The sequence below is a fragment of the Ligilactobacillus ubinensis genome, assembly GCF_024160875.1.
Taxonomy (GTDB): domain Bacteria; phylum Bacillota; class Bacilli; order Lactobacillales; family Lactobacillaceae; genus Ligilactobacillus; species Ligilactobacillus ubinensis.
Map to the genome: position 1 here is coordinate 60851 of NZ_JAIULA010000009.1, position 22101 is coordinate 82951.

Here is a 22101-nt window from a genome sequence, read left to right on the forward strand (position 1 = left end):
CTTACACATTTTTTTAATAATTTTCGAAAATGCCATGCTACTTCATTGTTTTGTACTTAATATTCTCCTTCGTTGCAAAAAACGTAACTAAGGATAATAACAAAAAAACACCTCTCATAATTGAGAAGTGTCTTGAAACATTGATATATAATATTAACGTTTTGAGAATTGTGAAGCCTTACGAGCTTTCTTAAGACCTGGTTTCTTACGTTCCTTCATACGTGCATCACGAGTTAATAAACCTGCACGCTTCAAAACGCCACGGAAATCTGGATCAACTTCGAGCAAAGCACGTGCAATACCATGACGTGTTGCACCAGCTTGACCAGAGAAGCCACCACCATTAACATTAACTAAAACATCATATGCATCTTTTGTTTCAGTAACTGCAAATGGTTGTACCATAACTTCACGTAAGTTTGCAAATGGAATGTATTCTTCAGCAGGTTTGCCATTCATAACGATTTTTCCTGTACCTGGTACTAAACGTACACGAGCAACAGAATTCTTACGGCGACCTGTACCGCTATATTGTACTTGAGCCAATTCAGTATCCTCCTAGATTAAGTTTGTAATATCTAAAACTTCTGGTTGTTGTGCTGCATGATCGTGATTTTCGCCACGATATACATGTAATTTCTTAGCTTGTTGACGGCCAAGAGAACCCTTTGGTAACATACCTTTTACAGATAATGCTATCAACTTTTCAGGATCATTAGCACGATAATCACCGGCAGTACGTTCCTTTAAACCACCTGGATGATTTGAATGATGATAATAGATCTTGTTTTTATCTTTCTTACCTGTTAAAGCAACTTTTTCTGCATTAACAACGATAACAAAGTCACCTGTGTCAACGTTGGGTGTGAATGTTGGTTTATTTTTACCACGTAATATGGAAGCTACTACAGTTGAAAGACGTCCCAAAGGAATGTCTGTAGCATCTATAACATACCATTTACGTTCTACTTCGCCTGGTTTTGCAATATATGTTGTACGCACGTTTAATTTCCTCCATTTGTTGTATACCTGTTTGACAAACAATAAGTTTAACGGGGCCTACTGTGGGGCAAACAATACCAAATACTATATTACGATTTTTATGCCACTTAGTCAATTGAAAAAGCAGTATTCCTCATTTTTTTTCATTATAATACACTTTTTTTAAATATAAACCGCTAGCAGGTGCTGTTTCACGTGCTTGATTTCTATCTTTAACCTCATATAATCTTAAAAAATCATGGACAGCACGACGACCATTGCCAATTTCAAGTAGCGTAGCCACCATTATTCGAACTTGATTATACAAAAAACCATTGCCATAAAATTCAAAAATAATCTCATTGTTTTTCTTATCTTCCGTTACAGTAGCTTCATAAATTGTACGCACATTACTTTTAACCGTACTACCGGATGCAACAAAGCTTGTAAAATCATGGGTTCCCTCCACATCAGGAAGAGCCTCTTTTATACGTTCAATATCCAATGGGTATTTATAATGTCCTGTATAAAAACGTTTGAACGGGTTAGTGAAGTGATCTAAACTTACCCGATACATATAACGTTTGCCATGTGTTGTGAAACGTGAATGAAATTCATCACTCACAATTTCACACGCTGTTATTTCGCAATCTAATGGCAGTAAACTATTGAGCCCTTTGAGCATTCCTTGTGCTGAAATAGCATGTGGAAAATCAAAATGGGCTACTTGGGCTAAAGCGTGTACTCCCGCATCAGTTCTACCTGAACCATATATTGTAATATAGTCATCTAATTTGCTCATTTTATTTACAGCCTTTTCTAACACTCCTTGAACCGTTCGCTGCTTGGGTTGTATTTGAAAACCTGCAAAATTAGTTCCATCATACGCCATTGTTATTTTATATCGTTTTGCCATAACTCAATTCCTTTACCATGTTCTTAAAAATAAAAGTGCAACTGTGACAATTGCAAATAATCCCAATGCTAATGTATCTTGTAAATGCCATATTTGCTGCCGATACTTACTTCGACCTTCACCGCCGTGATATCCACGTGCTTCCATTGCGATTGCTAAATCCTCAGCACGATTAATCGCACTGACAAAAAGGGGAATCAACAATGGAATAACTGCCTTAATTTGATCGATTAGTTTTCCTTGACCAAAATTAACCCCACGTGATCTTTGGGCATTCATAATTTTCTGAGTTTCATCCATTAAAGTCGGTACAAAACGTAATGCTATTGACAACATCAATGCGATCTCATAAACAGGTACTTTTACATATTTGAGCGGCTTCATTAATGATTCTAAGCCATCCGATATTTCTAAAGGTGAAGTCGTTAGAGTTAGCAATGTTGACATAAAGATAATCAATACAAATCGACAAAAAACATACACACCTCGCACAATACCATAGTGTGTTAAAGTTAAAATACCCCAATGCCAGTACACTGTACCACCACTTGTAAAAAAGACTTGTAGCAAAACTGTAAAAATAATTAGCCAAATCATGGCACTAACGCCCTTTAAGAAGAAACCTAGGTTAATTCGAGATAATCCCACACAACCTAAAACTACAACTAATAAAAGTGAATATGTTTGCCAATTATTAGCTAGAAAGATGATAACGATAAAGTACATACTTATTATCAATTTATCTCGTGCATCTAATTTATGCACAAGAGAATCCCCGTTAATATAACGACCTAAAATAAATCTATCCATACTCACTTGACCTCCCGTTGCAATAAAGCAGCCAGTTTTTGAGCAAGCTTTTTTTCCGTCAGCGGTAGTTCTTGCAAATTAATCCCACGTTCTTGTAATTTAAGCGCAAATGCTGTTGTTTGCGGTAAACCAAGATGATGCTTATTCAACCATTCAGGATTTGAAAAGATTTCTGTTGGAACACCTTGGCGTAACAATCTACCTTGTTCTAGCACTATCACATTGTCTGCATAATTTGCTACATCATTCATATTATGCGTTACTAAAATAATTGTTAATTTTTCCTTTTCATATAGCTGTTTGAACATCTCCATCATCTCAATTCGACCTTTGGGATCCAAACCTGCTGTTGGTTCGTCAAGCACTAAGATATTCGGTTGCATTGCTAAAATTCCAGCAATTGCCACTCTGCGCATTTGACCTCCAGAAAGTTCAAATGGTGATTTTTCCAGTACATCATCTGGCAGATTAACTAATTTAGCCTTTTGCCGAGCAATTTCAAGCGCTTCTGTTTCACTTTTTCCCAAGTTTTTTGGTCCAAAACTAATATCCTTTAAAACTGTTTCTTCAAATAACTGAGCTTCTGGAAATTGAAATACAAAACCGACTTCGTGACGCAAATCACCTAACTGCTTATTTTTAGTTTTTGTATCAATCATTTGACCATTTACTACCAATTTACCGCTAGTTGGTTTTAAAAGCCCATTTAGATGCTGTAGCAAGGTTGATTTACCACTACCTGTATGACCAATTATTGCAGTATAACTGTGATCAGCAATTGTCAAACTTATATCTTGCAAAGCATGATGTTCAAAAGGGGTACCCGTTTGATAGGTATAACTTAATTTTTCAAAAGTAATCGACATAACCAATCAATCATCCCTTCTTCTGACAAATACTCTTTAGGCACGACGACATCTAACTGTGCCAATTCTTGCTTTAAGCTTTCGGGGTATGGTACATCTAATCCCAAATCAATTAATTGCTGGCCGCGTGCAAAAATTTTTTCTGGACTGTCATCTGCTATGATTTTACCATTATCAAGTACTACAACCCGATCTGCAAGTGCTGCTTCATCTATATCATGTGTAATAGAAAGTACTGTAAATTTTTCCTCGGTATTTAATTTCTTCATTAATTTAATGATGTCACGATGGCCTTCTGGATCTAACATACTTGTAGACTCATCAAAAATAACAATGTTGGGCCGTAAAGCTAAAACACCTGCAATTGCAACTCTTTGCTTCTGGCCTCCAGAAAGGCGCACTGGCTCATGTTTTGCAAATTGAGACATATTGACCGCCGTCAAAGCTTCATGGACGCGTTTGACCATCTCAGAGCGCTCTATGCCCTGGTTCTCCATTCCAAATGCAACATCGCCTTCTACATCTGCGCCAACAAACTGATTGTCTGGATTTTGAAAAACCATTCCGATATTAGTGCGGATATCCCACACTGTATCTTCACTTAATTTAATTCCTGCTACTTTGATAGTTCCTTCTTGCGGTGCAATTAATCCATCGATTGCTTTTGCTAAAGTACTTTTTCCACTTCCATTATGTCCGACTATCGCAAGCCATTGACCTTCTTTAATACTTAAATTGATATTATCTAACGCTGGAATAATATCATCAGGTGCATAACGATATGTTAAATTTTCAATTTCAATAATTGCACTCATCGTTTTTTCCTCTCACATAAATTAATTCAATACGTTTATAATACCATATTGCACTTAATATGCGTATTCAGTTTTAATTATTGTTTATACACTATAGGAAAGTAGGTTAAATCAGATATAACTTAAGCTTTAAACTATCTGATTTACAGGGTTAAGTACAAATAGCTATCTCTTGACGAAGTTTTAATACACATTATTTAGAGATACAAAAAGGTCCGAGACTCTTTTGCCCCGGACCCTTCTCTATGAATAGATATTATTGTTATAAATAAAAAATCACTGTTTATAATGAAGGTTTCATAGATACTCTCTATTACTTAGGACTAGACTAAGTTTTTACACCAACATCATAACGCCCAGTTATCATTATAAAAGTGACAATTAATTAAATAATTATTGAATTAAACTAATTCAATTACAACCATCTTTGCAGCATCGCCGCGACGTTGTTCCATCTTAAGAATGCGTGTATAACCACCATTACGTTCAGCATAGCGAGGTGCAACATCATCAAATAATTTTTGCACAGCTGTTTGTACAACAACATTTTCGCCATCTTCTTTAACATCAGCAACAACATCCATTACAAAAGCAGCTGCATGACGACGTGATGCTAAATCGCCTTTTTTGCCAAGAGTAATCATCTTGTCAGCAAATTTGCGTACTTCTTTAGCGCGTGTTTCGGTTGTAACAATTTTGCCGTTAACCAGCAAGTCTGTTGTTAAGTTGCGTAACATTGATTTACGGTGTGCACTTGTGCGACCTAATTTACGGTAAGCCATGAACAGATTCCCTCCCTTAATAAATATTAGTCATCATGACGTAATGATAAACCAAGATCAGCTAATTTAGCTTTAACTTCTTCAAGCGATTTACGCCCTAAATTGCGAACTTTCATCATATCAGCTTCTGATTTGTTTGTTAACTCTTGAACAGTATTGATACCTGCACGTTTTAAACAGTTATAAGAACGAACAGATAAATCAAGTTCTTCAATTGTCATTTCAAGCATTTTTTCTTTATGTGTTTCTTCTTTTTCAACCATAATTTCAGCATTCTTTGCTTCATCGGTTAAATCAACAAATAAAGTTAAATGTTCAGTTAAAATCTTAGCTGACAAACTAATAGCTTCACTAGGAGTAATCGAACCATTGGTCCATACGTCAAGTGTTAATTTGTCATAATCATTTTTTTGACCAACACGTGTTTTCTCTACTTGATAATTGACACGTTCGATCGGGGTATAAATAGCGTCGATTGCTAAAACGCCGATAGGCATATCTTCAGCTTTAGCTTTGTTATCATTTGCAGAAACATAGCCACGACCCTTGTCAGCAGTCATCCGAACATGGAAAGAAGCACCTTTTGCCACAGTTGCAATATACAAATCTGGATTAAGAACTTCAACATCACCGCTACCGTTAATATCGCCCGCAGTAACCTCCATAGGACCTACAACATTGATTTCCAATGCTTGCTTATCCTCAGAGTCAATCTTCAAAGCAACCTTTTTTAAATTCAAAATAATAGTTGTAACATCTTCTAAAACTCCCTCTACTGTAGAGAATTCATGTAAGACGCCATCAATTTGAATATCAGTAATAGCAGCACCTGGTAATGAAGAAAGTAAGATACGGCGCAATGAATTTCCTAATGTCGTTCCATATCCTCGTTCCAATGGTTCAACAACAAATTTACCGTAGTCTTTTGTTTCTTCTATTTTATGAATTTTTGGTTTTTCAAATTCAATCATTCTTATCTTTACCCCTTTCAAAACGTAACGTGTAATCTGGCGAAAACATTATGAAGTTTCCCTCAATAATGAAAACTAATCCACATTAAACACGACGGCGTTTTGGAGGACGGCATCCATTATGAGGCACTGGTGTAACATCTCTAATAGCTGCAACTTCAAGACCTGTTGTTTGAAGAGCACGAATTGCAGCTTCACGACCAGAACCTGGTCCTTTAACTGCAACTTCAACAGACTTCATACCATGATCCATTGCACCTTTAGCAGCTGCTTCTGCAGCCATTTGTGCAGCAAATGGTGTAGACTTACGTGAACCCTTAAAGCCTAATGAACCTGCTGACGACCATGCTACAGCATTACCATGAACATCGGTAATCATAACAAGTGTATTGTTAAATGTTGAATGAATGTGAGCCACGCCGCTTTCAATATTCTTTTTCACACGACGCTTACGTGATTTTTTAACTGCCATGAAATAGCTAACCTCCTTTTATATTTTAATTATTTCTTTCTACCGGCAATTGAAACTGCTGGGCCTTTACGTGTACGCGCATTATTTTTCGTGTTTTGTCCACGAACTGGTAAATGACGACGATGACGCATGCCACGGTATGAGCCAATTTCTGAAAGACGTTTGATGTTTAAGGAAATTTCACGACGTAAATCACCTTCAACTTTAACTTTGTCCACTTCAGCACGGATCTTATCTTCTTGATCTGCTGTTAAATCACGAACGCGAACATCTTCAGAAACTTCTGCTGCAGCCAAAATCTTTTTAGCTGTTGTATTACCGATTCCGTAAATATAAGTTAAGCCGATAACAACACGTTTATTACGTGGTAAATCGACACCTGCGATACGAGCCATTACAATTACACCTCCTATTTATATTATCCTTGACGTTGTTTGTGCTTTGGGTTATCACAAATAACCATAACGCGACCTTTGCGTTTGATTACTTTACAGTGTTCGCACATTGGTTTAACTGATGGTCTTACTTTCATGAATTATACCTCCTATATATTATTGAAGTACAATCTATTTAAAGCGATAGGTAATGCGACCCTTAGTCAAATCATAAGGAGACATCTCAACTGTCACTTTGTCACCTGGCAAGATACGAATGTAGTGCATCCGAATTTTCCCAGAAACATGGGCCAGAATCTCATGTCCGTTCTCAAGTTCAACTTTGAACATCGCATTGGGTAACGTTTCTTTGATCGTACCCTCAATTTCAATCACATCATCTTTCGCCACGCAAAAGTACCTCCTTAAAATGGTTTTAAAACTTTACACGAAAATTGTGAGAAGCTTTTTATGGAGTCCCACCCGTTTCCGTAAGTCAGCCTACCCCTTTTCAAGGGCAAACTGAGCCTATTGAAAAGATAAACCTGAATAATCATATCACAAGCATGTAACCAATGCAAGTAACTTTTCATTTTTTTCAGTTTGAAATTGAAATGAAAAAGTGCAAGAATAAAATTTCCTACACTTTTGATGATTACTACTTTTTTAGCAGAATTGATCTAAAATCTCTTTAACTTCCTTAAAAACATCATTTATGTCTTGATTGCCATTTACTTCATGCAATATACCTTGCTCACGATAAAAATCAAGTAATGGCGTATTCATCTTAATGTTTACATCTAATCTATTCTTTACGGTTTCAGGTTTATCATCTTCACGTTGGAAAAATTCTGAACTTCCACAACGATCACAAATACCTGCTTTTTTAGTTGGGTTAAAAACTTTATGGTATGTGGCACCACAGTTGCGACAAATATAGCGGCCAGTAAGTCGCTCCATTAGTGAATCTGGATTAACATGAATATTAATCACACCTGTTAAAGAACGATTTAAATCTGTCCCAATTGTTTGAAGTGCTTTTGCTTGAGCCATATTACGTGGAAATCCATCTAATAAGAAACCTACTTTGGTATCTTCCTGGGCTAAACGTTCTTTAACAATCCCATTAGTAACTTCATCAGGTACAAGCTCACCTTTATCTATATACTTTTTTGCTTCTAATCCCATTGGCGTTTCATTTTTCATTGCAGCACGAAAAATATCCCCTGTAGAAATGTGTGGTATTTGATATGTATCTACAATTTTTTCTGCTTGTGTTCCTTTACCAGCCCCTGGAAGGCCCATTAGCATTAAGTTCATTGCCATAATAATTGAAATCCTCCTACTATTTTCATTAACTACTCTATCTATTATAAACGTAATTACTGCTTAAATAAATGAAAACTTACTATATTACTTTGATACTAAACATCTATCTAAAAATGCTCCTCACTAAATACTGCCAAATATTCGAAAGTAAAAAAAATCCGAGATTTATATCCCGGACTCTCTAAAAGAATCAATTATTCACGAATAAAACCAACATATTCCCGCTTCATCATCATTCCTTCTAATTGACGCATTGTCTCAAGGGTTACACCTACAACAATCAATAAGCTTGTCCCACCTAAACCGATTGATTCATCTAAGCCCCAAATTGCAGAAGCAACTAAAGGTATCAATGAAACCAAGCCTAAGAAGATAGAACCGACTGAACTCAAACGAACCAATAGACGAGAAACATACTTTTGCGTTTCTAGTCCAGGCCAAACTGAAGGTATGTAGCTACCTTGTTTTTGCAAATTCTCAGATAATTTCTCTGGATTAACTTGCACAAATGCATAGAAAAATGTAAATAAAACTATTAAAACAGTATATAAGGTCATCCCCGACGCTGTTGAAGTACTAAACAGGTTAGACAAAACTTTATACCATGTTGTCGTTGAATAGTTGGAAGTAAACGCAAGTAATATTGTTTGCGGCGTTGCTATAAATGAACTAGCAAAGATAACAGGAATAACACCAGCTACATTAACCTTCAATGGTAGATACGAGCTTTCCGATGCTCCAGCAAGTCTTCTTGTATATTGAATCGGTATCTTATAGTTAGCTTGTTGTACATAAGTTACAAATGTAATAATAAGCAAAATAGCTAATAAAAGAATAACCATATACAAGATTGGTTGCCACAGATTAGAATAACTATCAAATTCATCAGTGTATATTTGATAAATTCCTGTTGGAATACGAGCTAAAATACCCGCCATAATGATCATTGATACACCATTTCCTAATCCGCGTTCTGTTATCATATCACCTAGCCAGGTAGTAAACATTGTACCACCTGTCAAAATAATCCCAATACTAACATATGTTTTAACACCCGGATCATTCACTAGATTCAAGCTACTTAAAGCATTAAACCCAGCTGTAATTCCTATTGATTGTACAAACGCTAGCACAATTGTTAAGTATCTAGTCACTTGGTTTAACTTGCGACGTCCAACTTCTCCCTGCTTACTCCATTCAACAAATCGTGGCACAATATCCATTTGTAACAATTGAACCACAATTTGTGCAGTAATATATGGTGAAACTCCCATAGCGAGAATTGAATAATTAGTCAAGCCGCCACCACTAAAAGTGTTTAAGATACTAATTAACCCTGAAGACGCAACGCTTGATAAAGCTTTAGCGTTGATCCCAGGGACTGTGATATAAGTGCCTAAGCGAAATACAATCAGGACACCTAAGGTAAATAAGATTTTATTTCGAATCTCTTTTACAGCAAAGGCATTCTTCATTGTTTTAAGCATACTTAAATCACCTCAGCTTGACCGCCTGCTGCTTCGATAGCTGTTTTAGCAGATGCAGAGAACTTATTAGCTTTAACAGTTAATTTCTTGTTCAATTCACCATTACCTAAAACTTTAATACCATCTTTTTCGTCTTTGACAAGGCCAGATTCCACCAATAAAGCTGATGTTACTTCTGCACCGTCTTCAAACTTGTTTAATGTTTCTAAATTTATAATAGCGTAGTCTTTACGGTTAATGTTCTTAAAACCACGTTTAGGCATACGACGGAACAATGGCATTTGTCCACCTTCAAAACCTATACGTACTTTACTACGAGCTTTTTGACCTTTTTGACCACGACCTGCTGTTTTACCATTACCGGATGAAGTACCACGACCTACGCGATTGCGTACATGTCGTGAACCTTCTGCAGGTTGTAATTCATGTAATTTCATTAGGGTTGGCACCTCCTTATATAACTAAATATTGACTATTTAGCCAATTCAACGTCCACTAAATGATTGATTTTTCTAATCACGCCACGCATAGCTGCATTGTCAGGAACAACAACGGAACTATTTATACGTCCAAGGCCTAAACCTTTAACAATTTCGCGTTGGTTTTGAGGACGTCCAATGACAGAACGAACTAAAGTAACTTTTAAGTTAGCCATGTGTATTATGTCCTCCTTATTCAGCTAAGTGTTGTACAGATACACCGCGCAATGCAGCAACTGTCTCAGCACTCTTCATGTTTAATAAACCATCCATTGTAGCACGAACAACATTGATTGGTGTGTTTGAACCTAATGATTTACTTGTTACATCACTAACACCTGCAAGTTCCATGACGGCACGCACTGCACCACCAGCAGCAACCCCAGAACCGGCAATAGCTGGTTTTAACATGATACGACTACCACTGTACTGACCGATAACTTCATGAGGAAGTGTCGTTCCGACCATAGGAACCTCGACTAAGTTCTTACGAGCAGCTTCAACAGCCTTACGAATAGCTTCAGGAACTTCTTGTGCCTTACCTGTTCCAAAACCTACGTGGCCATTGTGATCACCAACAATAACCAAAGCAGCGAAACGTAGACGACGTCCACCTTTAACAACTTTTGTAATGCGGTTGATCGCTACAACACGATCTTCTAATTCTAATTGAGCTGGATCAATAAAAGCCATTATCGTTATTTCCTCCCTTTCCTAAAAGTCTAAGCCATTTTCGCGTGCAGATTCAGCTAAAGCTTGCACACGTCCATGATATAAATATCCGCCACGATCAAATACAACTTCTGTGATATCTTTAGCAACAGCACGTTTTGCAACAACAGCACCAACTGAAGCAGCTTGCTCCGTTTTGTTGTTGCCACTAACTTCACTGTCTAAAGTAGAGGCACTAACTAGCGTGACACCCGCTACGTCATCAATTACTTGAGCGTAGATGTTTTTGTTTGAACGATAAACATTTAAGCGTGGGCACCCAGCAGTACCAGAGATTTTTCCACGGACACGTGTATGACGTTTTTGACGTGTCTTATTTTTATCTGGTTTAGAAATCACTATTTTCACCTCTTAGATTTATTTGAACAGCAATCATGCTGCTTTATTATTTACCAGTTTTACCTTCTTTACGGCGAACATATTCACCAACATAGCGAATTCCTTTGCCTTTGTAAGGTTCTGGAGCACGAGTTGCTCGAACACGGGCAGCTACATCGCCAACAATTTCCTTGTCGATTCCAGATACAACAACCTGCGTTGCAGATGGAGTTGCAAATTCAATACCTTCTGTTTTTTCAAATTCAACAGGATGAGAGTAACCAACATTTAATACTAAAGTTGTCCCCTTCATTTGTGCACGATAACCAACACCACGAAGTTCAAGTTCTTTTTTGAAACCTTCTGTAACACCAACAACCATATTATGGAAGTTAGCTCTTGTTGTTCCATGTAAAGCTTTAGTTTTACTGTCTTCTGCTGAACGTTCAAAAGTAACTTCATTACCATCGACATTCATTTCAATTTTATCAGAAAATTCACGAGTTAATTCGCCTTTAGGTCCTTTAACAGTAACTGTGTTACCATCTTTTTTAAATTCAACACCTGTAGGGACATCAACTTTTTTATAACCAATACGACTCACTGGATAGACACCTCCTTATGGTTTATTTATATTACCAAACGTAAGCTAAAACTTCGCCACCAATTTTTTTAGCGCGAGCTTCTTTGTCCGTTACAACACCTTCTGATGTTGATACGATAGCAATACCTAAACCATTTAAAACTTTAGGAACTGCATCAGCTTTAACATATGAGCGTAATCCTGGTTTTGAAATACGACGAATACCAGAAATTACACGTTCGTTATCTTTACCATATTTCAAAAATACACGAATAACGCCTTGTTTGTCATCATCAATGTATTCAACATCGCGAATGAAACCTTCATTCTTAAGAATTTCAGCGATGTCACGTTTGATTTTTGAAGCAGGTACTTCTAGAGATTCGTGTTTTGCCATGTTAGCATTACGAATACGTGTCAAGAAGTCTGCAATTGGATCAGTCATGACCATGTTTTGTTTGCCTCCTTTGTCCTGTCTTTTATGGTTTACCAGCTAGCTTTCTTCATACCAGGGATTTGACCCTTATGAGCAAGATCTCTCAGGCAAACACGGCATAACTTAAACTTACGATATACAGAATGTGGACGACCACAGCGTTCACAACGTGAATATTCTTGTGTTGAAAACTTAGCTGGACGTTTATTCTTTGCAATTTGTGATTTCTTAGCCAATGTTATAAGCCCCCTTTATTTAGCGAATGGCATACCAAGTTGTGTTAATAATTCACGAGATTCTTCATCAGATTTAGCAGTTGTAACAACAACGATATCTAATCCACGAACCTTATTAACGTCATCAAAATCAATTTCAGGAAAGATTAATTGTTCCTTCACACCTAATGTATAGTTACCACGGCCATCGAAAGCGCGCTTGCTTACACCGTGAAAATCACGGACACGTGGCAATGATACTGAAACTAACTTATCTAAAAATTCATACATACGTTGGCCACGTAAAGTAACCTTGGCACCAATTGCCATGCCTTCACGTAAACGGAAACTAGCGATAGATTTTTTAGCACGTGTAACAACTGGTTTTTGACCAGCGATTAGTGTTAATTCTTCCACTGCTTCATCTAAATTTTTAGCGTTACTTACAGCATCACCAACACCCATGTTGAGAACAATCTTTTCAACTTTTGGTGCTTGCATGATTGATGTGTAGTTAAATTTTTCCATCATTGATGGGACAATTTCATTTTCATATTTTGCTTTTAAACGGTTAACCATGAAGAAAGTATCCTCCTTTCCTTAACTATTAAAGTGTTTTACCGGATTTTTTAGAAACACGGACTTTCTTACCATCTTCTACCTTGAAGCCAACACGAGTTGCTTCGTCGTTAGAAGGATCAATGAGCATCACATTCGAAACATGAATTGGTGCTTCAATTTCAACAATGCCACCGTTAGGATTTGCATTTGTAGGTTTTTGATGTTTCTTAATGATGTTAACACCTTTTACGATCACACGATCTTTAGTTGGGAAGACTTTTTCAACAGTTCCTTCCTTGCCTTTATCTTTACCAGCGATCACTTTAACTTTATCATTCTTTTTAACGAACATTCTTTTTGTGCACCTCCTTGCCAGATAGATGGTTACTATAATACTTCAGGTGCTAGGGAAACAATTTTCATAAAGTTTCCGTCACGCAATTCGCGAGCAACTGGTCCGAAGATACGTGTACCTTTTGGTGATTTGTCGTCACCAATGATAACAGCAGCATTTTCATCAAATTTGATGTAAGAACCATCTGCACGATGTGCACCAGATTTTGTACGAACAACAACAGCCTTAACAACGTCACCCTTTTTGACAACGCCACCTGGTGTTGCTTGTTTAACAGTAGCAACAATAATATCACCGATATTAGCTGTTTTCACACGAGAACCACCTAAAATCTTAATAACTAAGATTTCACGGGCCCCAGAGTTATCAGCGACTTTTAAACGACTTTCTTGTTGGATCACGGTATGTGTCCTCCTTTCGCTATTAGATATGAATACGAATCAACTGCAATTACACTATCTATATTTACTAAATAATGACTGCTTTTTCAACGATTTCTAATAAACGGAAACGCTTTGTAGCTGACAATGGGCGAGTTTCCATGATTTTTACGATGTCGCCAGTTTTTGCTTCATTATTTTCATCATGTGCTTTGAATTTCTTGGAATATCTAACACGTTTGCCGTAAGCTTTATGATTTTTATAAGTTTCAACAACAACTGTAATAGTTTTATCCATCTTGTCAGAAACGACACGTCCTTGGTAGACTTTGCGTTGGTTACGACCTTCACTCATTCGTGGTTAGCCTCCTTTTCGTATTCTATTTGTTCAATTCTGCTTGACGCAACGCTGTTTTAATGCGCGCAATATTCTTCCGTACTTTACTTAAGCGTGCGGTATTTTCTAATTGACCGGTAGCTAATTGGAAGCGTAGGTTGAATAATTCTTCTTTGAATTGTTTTTCTAAATCAATCAATTCAGTAGAACTTAAAGTCTTAACTTCTTCTCTGAATTGCTTATCTTTCTTTTCGAGAATTTCATTAGCCTTCATTTGATTCGCCACCTACTTCCTCGCGTTTTACAAACTTAGTCTTAATTGGGAGCTTGTGGGAAGCTAAACGTAAAGCTTCACGTGCTACTTCTTCAGAAACATCATCAATTTCAAAAAGAATTTTACCACGCTTTACAGGAGCTACCCAACCTTCTGGAGCACCTTTCCCAGAACCCATACGAACACCAATAGCTTTTGCTGTGTATGACTTATGAGGGAAAATCTTGATCCAAACTTTCCCACCACGTTTCATATAACGAGTCATCGCGATACGAGCAGCTTCAATTTGACGGTTTGTGATCCAATGTGAATCAACAGCTTGTAAACCGAATTTACCAAAAGTAACTTCTTTGCCACCTTTAGCTTCACCACGCATCTTACCACGAAATTCGCGGCGATGCTTTGTACGTTTTGGTACTAACATAGGTTATTTCCCTCCTTCTATTTTTCTTTTTTTGTAGGCAAAACTTCACCACGATAAATCCAGACTTTTACGCCTAATTTACCATATGTAGTTGTAGCTTCAACCCATGCATAATCAATATCTGCACGTAATGTATGCAAAGGAACTGTTCCTTCTGAGAATCGTTCAACACGTGACATATCTGCCCCATTTAAACGACCAGCAACTTGAACTTTAATACCTTTTGCACCAGAACGCATTGTACGTTGAATAGCTTGTTTCATTGCACGACGGAAAGCAACACGGTTTTCCAATTGTTGAGCAATGCTTTCGCCAACCAATTTAGCTTCTAAATCAGGTTTTTTAATTTCCACAATATTAATGTGAACTCTTTTACCTGTTAAATTGTTTAATTCTTTACGCAGTTTTTCTACTTCAGAACCGCCTTTACCGATAACCATACCAGGTTTTGCAGTATGGATTGAAACATTAACACGCTTTGCAGCACGCTCAATTTCAACGGTAGAAACAGCAGCGTCGGCTAATTTTGTTTCAATGTATTTACGGATGTGTAAATCTTCATGTAAATTAGAAGCAAAATCTTTTTCTGCATACCATTTTGCATCCCAGTCACGAATGATTCCGACACGTAATCCAGTTGGATTTACTTTTTGACCCACGCGTTATCCCTCCTTATTTTACAGATACAACTACTGTGATATGACTTGTACGTTTGTTGATTGGAGAAGCAGAACCTTTGGCACGTGGACGGAAACGTTTCAACGTTGGTCCTTCGTTCACGAAAGCTTCGCTAATATATAAATCTTCAACATCTAAGTCAAAATTATTTTCTGCATTAGCAACAGCAGATTTTAAAACTTTTTCGATTAATTGGGCACCAGAACGTGGTGTAAACTTCAAAATGCCCAATGCATCAGCAACTTTTTTACCACGAATAAGGTCGATCACTAGACGCGCTTTACGTGCAGGGATTCGAACTGTTTTAGCAGTTGCCTTTGCTGATGTAACTTGTTCAGCCATGTGATTTCCTCCCTATTATTTTCTTACGTCTGTTTTCTTATCGTCTGATACATGACCATGGAAAGTACGTGTTGGTGCAAATTCACCTAACTTATGACCCACCATATCCTCTTGAATATAAACTGGAACATGTTTCCGTCCATCATAAACAGCGATTGTGTAACCAATGAAGCTAGGGAAAATTGTTGAACGACGTGACCACGTCTTAATAACTGACTTTTTTTCTCTATCAGCTTGTGCTTCGACCTTTTTCATCAAATGTTCATCGACAAAAGGTCCTTTTTTCAAACTACGACTCAACTGAGTATCCTCCTCTCGGATTACAAGATAAAACACTATACAATAAACTTTAAGTGCTTATTTTTTACGTTTGCGGATGATAAATTTATTTGACTTAGCCTTCTTAGAACGAGTCTTAAGACCTGCAGTCTTCTTACCCCATGGTGACATAGGAGATGGACGACCAACTGGTGCTTTACCTTCACCACCACCATGTGGGTGATCATTAGGGTTCATTACAGATCCACGTGATTGTGGACGTTTGCCAGCCCAACGTGAACGTCCGGCTTTACCAATGTTGATCAATTCATGTTGTTCATTACCAACAGCTCCGATTGTTGCACGACATGTTACAAGAATCATACGTGTTTCACCAGAAGTTAAACGAACAATAGCATATTTATCTTCTTTACCAAGTAGTTGTGCTGATGTACCAGCAGAACGAACTAATTGGCCACCCTTACCAGGTTTTAATTCAATGTTATGGATAACTGTACCAACCGGAATATCGGCTAATGCAAGTGTATTACCTACCTTAATATCAGCTTCCTTGCCAGATTGGATTTCTTGACCTACTTTAAGGCCCTTAGGTGCAAGGATATATGACTTAACACCATCAGCATAAACCACTAAAGCGATATTAGCTGAACGGTTTGGATCATATTCGATTGCCTTAACTATTGCAGGAACATCATCTTTAATACGTTTGAAGTCAATCAAACGATATTGACGTTTATGACCACCACCACGGTGACGAACAGTAATATGACCATATGAGTTACGACCTGCAGTTTTGTTTAATGAAACAATCAAAGACTTTTCTGGTGTTGTCTTTGTGATTTCTGCAAAATCGGAACCAGTCATGTTACGACGACCATTAGAGGTTGGTTTGAATTTCTTGATTCCCACTATGTTTCCCTCCTGTTAAAAAATTTTCGATTAGTCTTCGAATAACTTAATTTCTTTTGATTCAGCAGTTAAAGTAACGATTGCTTTACGACGCTTCTTTGTGTAGCCTTCGTAACGGCCCATACGTTTCTTTTTGCCTTTAACATTAATAACGTTTAACTTAGCAACCTTTACACCAAAGACATCTTCAATAGCTACTTTGATTTGTGGTTTAGTTGCGCGTGTATCAACATCAAATGTATAACGTTTATTATCCATATCAGCCATAGAAGCTTCTGTGACGACTGGACGTAATATAATATCGCGTGTTTCCATTATGCAAGAACCTCCTCTACTTGAGAAAGAGCTCCTTGAGTGATGACTAACTTATCGTTATTAACTACATCTAAAACGTTCAAGCCTTTAGCTGGGATAACTGTTACGTTAACTAGGTTACGTCCAGCTAATGCAGCTATTTTATTGTCATCTTCAAGAACTACTAAAACTTTTGATTTAACATCTAATTTACTTAATACTTCAGCAAAATCTTTTGTTTTTGGTGCTTCAAATTTCAAAGTATCAAGAACTACTAAACTATCATCTACAACCTTTTGAGAAAGGACTGATTTAATAGCTAAACGACGAACTTTGCGTGGAAGCTTGTATGCATATGAACGAGGTGTTGGACCAAATACGGTACCACCACCAACCCATTGTGGTGAACGGATAGAACCCTGACGAGCACGGCCTGTACCCTTTTGACGCCATGGTTTCTTACCACCACCACGCACAGCACTACGGTTTTTCACTGCATGTGTTCCTTGACGCAATGAAGCACGTTGCATAAGCACTGCATCAAAAACAACATTGTTATTTGGTTCGATACCAAAAACTGTATCGTTCAATGCAACTTCACCGTTTTTAGTACCATCTTGTTTAAATAATGTAACTGTTGGCATGTTTGTTTTCCTCCCTTCCTCTAATTATTTAACTGCGCTTTTAACTACAACTAAAGATTTATTTGCCCCTGGGACATTACCCTTAATTAAAAGAACGCCATTTTCTGTATCAGCTTTAACAATTTCCAAGTTTTGGATTGTCACTCTATTGCCACCCATACGTCCAGGTAATAGCTTACCTTTCATAACACGGTTAATAATAACACCCATTGAACCTGGGCGACGATGGTAACGTGAACCGTGAGCCATAGGACCGCGTGATTGATTATGGAACTTAATCGATCCTTGGAAACCATGTCCTTTAGACGTACCTGTAACATCAACGATGTCGCCAATTTCAAACAAGCCAGCTTCTACTTCGTCACCGACCTTATATTCTCCAAGCTCTACATCGCGGATTTCACGAACGAAGCGCTTAGGAGCAGTTTTTGCTTTTGCTGCATGACCTTTAGCAGGTTTATTTGATAACACTTCACGAAGATCATCAAAGCCTAGTTGAACAGCTTCATAGCCGTCATTTTCAACTGTTTTAACTTGAAGTACGACGTTCTTGCCAACTTCAACAACAGTTACAGGCACTAATTCTCCATTTTTAGTAAAAACTTGTGTCATCCCTACTTTTTTTCCTAAGATTCCTTTAGTGGTCATGAGTACACCTCCAATTAATTTGATTTTTGTAATTATAATTTGATTTCGATATCTACACCAGATGGTAAGTCAAGTTTCATCAATGAATCAACTGTTTTTGGTGTTGGATTAACAATATCGATTAAACGCTTATGTGTACGCATTTCGAATTGCTCACGAGAATCTTTATATTTATGTGGTGAACGAATAACTGTATATAATGCCCGCTCCGTAGGTAATGGAATTGGACCAGAAATTTGTGCACCTGTTCTCTTTGCAGTTTCAACAATCTTGTCAGCAGATTGATCTAAAATGCGATGTTCGTATGCCTTCAAACGAATACGAATTTTTTGTTTTGCCATTGTATTCCCTCCTTCGTCTATTTTAAAAATAAGACTAGCTCCGTAGAAATTACCGGTACGCCCGTGGCAAAGCATCCGGGTGTGTCGCAACCTTCCACATCATAGCTCATTTAAAATGTTTGACAACAGTACTTGCTTCATCTCTTGCACAAGTACCTTTCTATAATATTACAATATAAGAACGAATGCAAGCTTTTTTATTCATATTGTTATTAAAGAATTAGAACAGGTCAGAAATTGATTAATTAGCTTAATTTAACATTATAACTTGGAGATTACTTCAATGAATTATTTTGACTAAATGTTAGGCACTCAATACCTTGAAGATAAAAAGATGCCCCCCATATAGAGGAGCATCTCAAAAATCTTTTTATACTTTAAAGATTATTATTTAGCGTTACCGCCATTTTTCTTAATAATCTCTTCTTGGATTGACTTAGGAACTGGTTCGTAATGATCCATTGTCATAGTAAATGTACCACGTCCTTGGGTAGCAGAACGTAATGTTGTAGCATAACCAAACATTTCAGCTAATGGCACAAAGGCATTAACAACTTGTGAATTACCACGAGCTTCCATACCTTCAACACGACCACGACGAGCTGTTACATGTCCCATTACATCACCTAAATTATCTTCAGGAGCAATAATTTCAACTTTCATGATTGGTTCAAGAATTACAGCACCTGCTTTAGAAGCTGCATTACGTAATGCAATCGAAGCAGCAACTTTAAAGGCAGCTTCACTTGAATCGACATCATGGTAACTACCATCGTATAACTTAGCTTTAACGTCAATTAATGGGTAACCAGCTAAGACACCGTTTTGCATAGCTTCCTTCAAACCTTGTTCAACTGATGGAATGTATTCACGAGGAACAACACCACCAACAATTGCATCTTCGAATTCGAAGCCTTTACCTTCTTCATTTGGTGTAAATTCAACCCAAACATCACCATATTGACCCTTACCACCAGATTGACGTACAAACTTACCTTGTGTAGACACTTGTTTTGTAAATGTTTCACGATAAGCAACTTGTGGTGCACCAACAGTAGCTTCAACGTTGAATTCACGACGCATACGATCAACGATAATATCTAAGTGTAACTCACCCATACCAGCAATTAATGTTTCGCCTGTTTCTGGATTTGTCTCAGCTCTAAATGTTGGATCTTCTTCTGCAAGTTTTTGCAAAGCAACATCCATCTTATCTTGATCTGCTTTTGATTTAGGTTCAACAGAAACTTGAATAACTGGGTCAGGGAATTCCATGGATTCAAGAATCAATGGGTTCTTAGGATCTGTTAAAGAGTCACCTGTTGTTGTATTCTTCAAACCAATAGCAGCAGCAATATCACCTGAAAATACTTCAGGAATTTCTGTCCGGTGGTTCGAATGCATTTGCAATAAACGACCAACACGTTCACGTTTGCCCTTTGTTGCATTTAAAATGTATGAACCAGCTTCTAGTGTACCTGTATAAACACGGAAGAATGTTAAACGTCCAACAAATGGGTCTGTTGCAATCTTAAATGCTAATCCAGCAAATGGTTTGTCATCATCAGCAATTAATTCAATTTCTTCTTCTGTATCAGGATTTGTAGCTTTATAAGCCTTAACATCCAATGGTGATGGCAAATAATCATTAACACCATCAAGCATCATTTGCACACCTTTATTCTTAAAGGCAGAACCTGCAAAAACAGGATATACTTCTAAGTTCAAAGTTGCACGACGAATTGCTTGACGAATTTCATCGTTACTAATTTCTTCGCCTTCAAGGTATTTTTCCATAATACCTTCATCGATATCAGCTAAAGCTTCAACCATTTCGTCACGACGAGCTTCTGCGTCGGCTTTATATTCTTCAGGAACATCTACTGTATCCCATTTTGAGCCTAGTTCATCTTCATCGTATAAATCGGCTTTCATTTCGATAAGGTCAATTACACCTTCAAAATCATCTTCAGCACCAATTGGCATTTGAACAGGTAATGGATTTGCTTGTAGGCGATCTTTGATTGTACTTACTGAATAATCAAAGTTTGCTCCAATTTTATCCATCTTATTAATAAATACTATACGGGGAACACCATATGTTGTAGCTTGACGCCAAACATTTTCTGTTTGTGGTTCAACACCTGATTGTGCATCCAAAACAACTACAGCACCATCTAAAACACGTAATGAACGTTCTACTTCTACAGTAAAATCAACGTGTCCTGGAGTATCGATAATGTTGATACGGTGTTTTTTCCATTCTGCCGTTGTAGCAGCAGAAGTAATTGTAATCCCACGTTCTTGTTCTTGAGCCATCCAGTCCATTTGTGAAGCACCATCATGTGTTTCACCAATTTTATGAATCTTACCAGTATAGTACAAAATACGTTCGGTTGTCGTTGTTTTACCCGCATCAATATGCGCAACAATCCCGATATTACGTGTTTGTTCCAATGGGAATTCACGTTTATTAGCCATTTGAGAATCTCTCTCCTTCCAAAATTCGAATCCTATATAACATTATTTCCTCTAAAAAAATGACTACTATAGATTGTAGCAATCTTATAATAGCCATTTTCGAAATAATTACCAGCGATAGTGAGCGAAAGCACGGTTGGCATCTGCCATCTTGTGTGTATCTTCGCGTTTTTTCACAGAAGCACCTGTATTATTAGCAGCATCCATGATTTCCTTTGCCAAACGTTCTGGCATTGTATGTTCACCACGTAAACGAGAGTAGTTAACTAACCAACGTAATCCTAAAGTTGTTCGACGATCTGGACGAACTTCGATTGGCACTTGGTAGTTAGAACCACCAACTCGACGAGCCTTAACTTCGAGAACAGGCATAATGTTCTTCATTGCTTCTTCAAATACATCCAAGGGATCATTACCTGTTTGTTCCTTAATGATATCGAATGCTTGATATAAAATTTTTGATGCAGTCCCACGCTTACCGTCTAACATTAAACGGTTGATTAAGCGAGTAACCAATTTTGAGTTATAAATTGGATCTGGGAGTACTTCGCGCTTTGCAGCGGCACCTTTTCTTGGCATCTAAAATAA

Annotated in this window: 37 protein-coding genes; all 37 read right to left on the bottom strand. The window is 37.4% G+C overall.

Annotation, left to right across the window (positions count from 1 at the left end; all coding sequences use genetic code 11):
• Positions 1–153: 153 nt before the first annotated feature.
• On the bottom strand, positions 154–546 hold the full coding sequence (gene rpsI, locus LB941_RS05895; RefSeq protein ID WP_253360297.1) for a 30S ribosomal protein S9: 393 nt from the start codon (positions 544–546) through the stop codon (positions 154–156).
• 12 nt (positions 547–558) lie between these two features.
• Positions 559–1002 (bottom strand): 50S ribosomal protein L13, encoded by a 444-nt coding sequence (gene rplM, locus LB941_RS05900; RefSeq protein ID WP_341869226.1) that lies wholly within the window; start codon positions 1000–1002, stop codon positions 559–561.
• 133 nt (positions 1003–1135) lie between these two features.
• Entirely contained in the window at positions 1136–1897 is a 762-nt protein-coding gene (gene truA, locus LB941_RS05905; RefSeq protein ID WP_253360303.1) for a tRNA pseudouridine(38-40) synthase TruA, read from the bottom strand.
• 12 nt (positions 1898–1909) lie between these two features.
• On the bottom strand, positions 1910–2707 hold the full coding sequence (locus LB941_RS05910; protein ID WP_253360305.1) for an energy-coupling factor transporter transmembrane component T family protein: 798 nt from the start codon (positions 2705–2707) through the stop codon (positions 1910–1912).
• Positions 2708–2709: 2 nt separating this feature from the next.
• Positions 2710–3573, bottom strand: a complete 864-nt coding sequence (locus tag LB941_RS05915; protein WP_253360307.1) for an energy-coupling factor ABC transporter ATP-binding protein — start codon at positions 3571–3573, stop codon at positions 2710–2712.
• On the bottom strand, positions 3549–4388 hold the full coding sequence (locus LB941_RS05920) for an energy-coupling factor ABC transporter ATP-binding protein (RefSeq protein WP_253360309.1): 840 nt from the start codon (positions 4386–4388) through the stop codon (positions 3549–3551). Before LB941_RS05920 ends, LB941_RS05915 begins: the two co-directional genes overlap by 25 nt.
• Positions 4389–4789: 401 nt before the next feature.
• Positions 4790–5170 (bottom strand): 50S ribosomal protein L17, encoded by a 381-nt coding sequence (rplQ, locus tag LB941_RS05925; RefSeq protein ID WP_253360311.1) that lies wholly within the window; start codon positions 5168–5170, stop codon positions 4790–4792.
• A gap of 26 nt (positions 5171–5196) precedes the next feature.
• The gene (locus tag LB941_RS05930) at positions 5197–6141 is read right to left on the bottom strand and encodes a DNA-directed RNA polymerase subunit alpha (protein ID WP_253360313.1); all 945 of its coding nucleotides are present in this window, start codon (positions 6139–6141) and stop codon (positions 5197–5199) included.
• A gap of 85 nt (positions 6142–6226) precedes the next feature.
• Positions 6227–6613, bottom strand: coding sequence for a 30S ribosomal protein S11 (rpsK, locus tag LB941_RS05935; RefSeq protein ID WP_253360314.1), 387 nt, complete (start codon positions 6611–6613; stop codon positions 6227–6229).
• A gap of 29 nt (positions 6614–6642) precedes the next feature.
• Positions 6643–7008, bottom strand: coding sequence for a 30S ribosomal protein S13 (gene rpsM / locus LB941_RS05940; RefSeq protein WP_253360317.1), 366 nt, complete (start codon positions 7006–7008; stop codon positions 6643–6645).
• Positions 7009–7031: 23 nt separating this feature from the next.
• Positions 7032–7145 carry a 50S ribosomal protein L36 gene (rpmJ, locus tag LB941_RS05945; protein WP_003696792.1) on the bottom strand — a complete coding sequence of 38 codons (114 nt, stop codon included), beginning with the start codon at positions 7143–7145 and terminating at the stop codon, positions 7032–7034.
• Positions 7146–7179: 34 nt separating this feature from the next.
• Positions 7180–7398 (bottom strand): translation initiation factor IF-1, encoded by a 219-nt coding sequence (gene infA / locus LB941_RS05950; RefSeq protein ID WP_003689399.1) that lies wholly within the window; start codon positions 7396–7398, stop codon positions 7180–7182.
• Positions 7399–7653: 255 nt separating this feature from the next.
• Positions 7654–8313 carry an adenylate kinase gene (locus LB941_RS05955; protein ID WP_253360320.1) on the bottom strand — a complete coding sequence of 220 codons (660 nt, stop codon included), beginning with the start codon at positions 8311–8313 and terminating at the stop codon, positions 7654–7656.
• A gap of 197 nt (positions 8314–8510) precedes the next feature.
• A complete protein-coding gene (gene secY / locus LB941_RS05960; protein WP_253360322.1) occupies positions 8511–9803 on the bottom strand; it encodes a preprotein translocase subunit SecY in 1293 nt (430 codons plus the stop codon).
• A 2-nt stretch (positions 9804–9805) separates the two neighbouring features.
• Positions 9806–10240 carry a 50S ribosomal protein L15 gene (gene rplO / locus LB941_RS05965; RefSeq protein ID WP_253360324.1) on the bottom strand — a complete coding sequence of 145 codons (435 nt, stop codon included), beginning with the start codon at positions 10238–10240 and terminating at the stop codon, positions 9806–9808.
• A 35-nt stretch (positions 10241–10275) separates the two neighbouring features.
• Positions 10276–10458, bottom strand: coding sequence for a 50S ribosomal protein L30 (rpmD, locus tag LB941_RS05970; RefSeq protein ID WP_253360326.1), 183 nt, complete (start codon positions 10456–10458; stop codon positions 10276–10278).
• Between the two features lie 16 nt (positions 10459–10474).
• Positions 10475–10975: a 30S ribosomal protein S5 gene (gene rpsE, locus LB941_RS05975; RefSeq protein ID WP_253360329.1), complete on the bottom strand. Its 501-nt coding sequence runs from the start codon at positions 10973–10975 to the stop codon at positions 10475–10477.
• A 21-nt stretch (positions 10976–10996) separates the two neighbouring features.
• Positions 10997–11353, bottom strand: a complete 357-nt coding sequence (rplR, locus tag LB941_RS05980) for a 50S ribosomal protein L18 (RefSeq protein WP_253360331.1) — start codon at positions 11351–11353, stop codon at positions 10997–10999.
• A 46-nt stretch (positions 11354–11399) separates the two neighbouring features.
• On the bottom strand, positions 11400–11936 hold the full coding sequence (rplF, locus tag LB941_RS05985; RefSeq protein ID WP_253360333.1) for a 50S ribosomal protein L6: 537 nt from the start codon (positions 11934–11936) through the stop codon (positions 11400–11402).
• A 31-nt stretch (positions 11937–11967) separates the two neighbouring features.
• The gene (gene rpsH, locus LB941_RS05990) at positions 11968–12366 is read right to left on the bottom strand and encodes a 30S ribosomal protein S8 (protein ID WP_253360335.1); all 399 of its coding nucleotides are present in this window, start codon (positions 12364–12366) and stop codon (positions 11968–11970) included.
• Between the two features lie 35 nt (positions 12367–12401).
• Positions 12402–12587 carry a type Z 30S ribosomal protein S14 gene (locus tag LB941_RS05995; RefSeq protein ID WP_082174170.1) on the bottom strand — a complete coding sequence of 62 codons (186 nt, stop codon included), beginning with the start codon at positions 12585–12587 and terminating at the stop codon, positions 12402–12404.
• A gap of 15 nt (positions 12588–12602) precedes the next feature.
• Positions 12603–13145, bottom strand: a complete 543-nt coding sequence (gene rplE / locus LB941_RS06000) for a 50S ribosomal protein L5 (RefSeq protein ID WP_253360337.1) — start codon at positions 13143–13145, stop codon at positions 12603–12605.
• Between the two features lie 28 nt (positions 13146–13173).
• On the bottom strand, positions 13174–13479 hold the full coding sequence (gene rplX, locus LB941_RS06005) for a 50S ribosomal protein L24 (protein ID WP_253360339.1): 306 nt from the start codon (positions 13477–13479) through the stop codon (positions 13174–13176).
• Between the two features lie 35 nt (positions 13480–13514).
• The gene (rplN, locus tag LB941_RS06010) at positions 13515–13883 is read right to left on the bottom strand and encodes a 50S ribosomal protein L14 (RefSeq protein WP_004050293.1); all 369 of its coding nucleotides are present in this window, start codon (positions 13881–13883) and stop codon (positions 13515–13517) included.
• A gap of 67 nt (positions 13884–13950) precedes the next feature.
• Positions 13951–14217 carry a 30S ribosomal protein S17 gene (gene rpsQ, locus LB941_RS06015; protein ID WP_253360341.1) on the bottom strand — a complete coding sequence of 89 codons (267 nt, stop codon included), beginning with the start codon at positions 14215–14217 and terminating at the stop codon, positions 13951–13953.
• A 25-nt stretch (positions 14218–14242) separates the two neighbouring features.
• Positions 14243–14473, bottom strand: coding sequence for a 50S ribosomal protein L29 (gene rpmC / locus LB941_RS06020; RefSeq protein ID WP_253360343.1), 231 nt, complete (start codon positions 14471–14473; stop codon positions 14243–14245).
• Positions 14463–14897, bottom strand: coding sequence for a 50S ribosomal protein L16 (gene rplP / locus LB941_RS06025; protein ID WP_253360345.1), 435 nt, complete (start codon positions 14895–14897; stop codon positions 14463–14465). The genes rpmC and rplP overlap by 11 nt, the downstream gene beginning before the upstream one ends.
• A gap of 17 nt (positions 14898–14914) precedes the next feature.
• The gene (gene rpsC / locus LB941_RS06030) at positions 14915–15556 is read right to left on the bottom strand and encodes a 30S ribosomal protein S3 (protein WP_253360347.1); all 642 of its coding nucleotides are present in this window, start codon (positions 15554–15556) and stop codon (positions 14915–14917) included.
• 13 nt (positions 15557–15569) lie between these two features.
• Positions 15570–15917, bottom strand: a complete 348-nt coding sequence (rplV, locus tag LB941_RS06035) for a 50S ribosomal protein L22 (RefSeq protein ID WP_253360349.1) — start codon at positions 15915–15917, stop codon at positions 15570–15572.
• A 15-nt stretch (positions 15918–15932) separates the two neighbouring features.
• Positions 15933–16217 (bottom strand): 30S ribosomal protein S19, encoded by a 285-nt coding sequence (gene rpsS, locus LB941_RS06040; protein WP_253360351.1) that lies wholly within the window; start codon positions 16215–16217, stop codon positions 15933–15935.
• Between the two features lie 57 nt (positions 16218–16274).
• On the bottom strand, positions 16275–17105 hold the full coding sequence (gene rplB / locus LB941_RS06045; RefSeq protein WP_253360353.1) for a 50S ribosomal protein L2: 831 nt from the start codon (positions 17103–17105) through the stop codon (positions 16275–16277).
• Between the two features lie 30 nt (positions 17106–17135).
• Positions 17136–17420, bottom strand: a complete 285-nt coding sequence (rplW, locus tag LB941_RS06050) for a 50S ribosomal protein L23 (protein ID WP_253360355.1) — start codon at positions 17418–17420, stop codon at positions 17136–17138.
• On the bottom strand, positions 17420–18043 hold the full coding sequence (gene rplD, locus LB941_RS06055; RefSeq protein ID WP_253360357.1) for a 50S ribosomal protein L4: 624 nt from the start codon (positions 18041–18043) through the stop codon (positions 17420–17422). The genes rplW and rplD overlap by 1 nt, the downstream gene beginning before the upstream one ends.
• A gap of 24 nt (positions 18044–18067) precedes the next feature.
• Positions 18068–18691: a 50S ribosomal protein L3 gene (gene rplC, locus LB941_RS06060; RefSeq protein WP_253360359.1), complete on the bottom strand. Its 624-nt coding sequence runs from the start codon at positions 18689–18691 to the stop codon at positions 18068–18070.
• A 32-nt stretch (positions 18692–18723) separates the two neighbouring features.
• Positions 18724–19032: a 30S ribosomal protein S10 gene (gene rpsJ, locus LB941_RS06065; protein WP_253360361.1), complete on the bottom strand. Its 309-nt coding sequence runs from the start codon at positions 19030–19032 to the stop codon at positions 18724–18726.
• 387 nt (positions 19033–19419) lie between these two features.
• Positions 19420–21513, bottom strand: a complete 2094-nt coding sequence (gene fusA, locus LB941_RS06070; protein ID WP_253360363.1) for an elongation factor G — start codon at positions 21511–21513, stop codon at positions 19420–19422.
• A gap of 108 nt (positions 21514–21621) precedes the next feature.
• Positions 21622–22092, bottom strand: coding sequence for a 30S ribosomal protein S7 (gene rpsG, locus LB941_RS06075; RefSeq protein ID WP_253360365.1), 471 nt, complete (start codon positions 22090–22092; stop codon positions 21622–21624).
• Positions 22093–22101 lie beyond the last annotated feature (9 nt).